The organism is Roseburia sp. 1XD42-69 (assembly GCF_003612565.1).
Lineage (GTDB): Bacteria > Bacillota > Clostridia > Lachnospirales > Lachnospiraceae > Roseburia_B.
This window is the reverse complement of the sequence record NZ_RAZG01000262.1, coordinates 1-625: the sequence shown is the minus strand read 5'-3', so window position 1 is coordinate 625 and position 625 is coordinate 1. Positions and strand designations below refer to the sequence as shown.

General features: G+C 44.5%; 1 tRNA gene and 1 rRNA gene. Both read left to right on the top strand.

Features of this window, described 5'->3' with window-relative positions:
- Nucleotides 1-206 precede the first annotated feature (206 nt).
- Nucleotides 207-324: ribosomal RNA gene (rrf, locus tag D7Y06_RS25495) — 5S ribosomal RNA — on the top strand.
- Nucleotides 325-451: 127 nt separating this feature from the next.
- A tRNA-Ala gene (locus tag D7Y06_RS25490) sits at nucleotides 452-524 on the top strand.
- Nucleotides 525-625: the final 101 nt, after the last annotated feature.

Genomic DNA, 625 nt, shown 5'->3' with positions numbered 1-625 from the left:
CGGCTGGATCACCTCCTTTCTAAGGAAATCAAGTAAAGAGTTATTTCACTGTTGAGTTGTCAGGGGACAACGATTAGCGGAGAAGAAGGGCAGAGGAACTTCGACTGCACTAAGTTCAAGCTGCGCCAAGGGCGGGCTTGCTTTCACAAAGTTGCAGCGAAGGATTTTCCCACTAAGCTCAAAAAGACTTCGCTAAGTGTGAAATATCTGGTGGCGATGCGCTTATGGGAAACACCCGTATACATCCCGAACACGATGGTTAAGACGTAAGCGGCCGAGGATACTATGCTGGAGACGGCATGGGAAAGCAGGTGGCTGCCAGATTAAAAAATAAATTTTGTTTACACCGATTGCTAAATTCAAACAGCGAAGCTGTTTTCTTTAGAGTGTCGGTATGTGTTGCACATAGATAAACGGTGTTATATTTGTCTTGTCGAAGTGCGCATAATAAGGGGGCGTAGCTCAGCTGGGAGAGCACCTGCCTTGCAAGCAGGGGGTCAAGAGTTCGAATCTCTCCGTCTCCATCATCAGGAAAGACTGATGAAAGAAAAATCATGTACCTTGAAAACTTCATACAGAGATTGATGATAAAAGATAACTTTTAAATATCAAGACATCCGAGAAA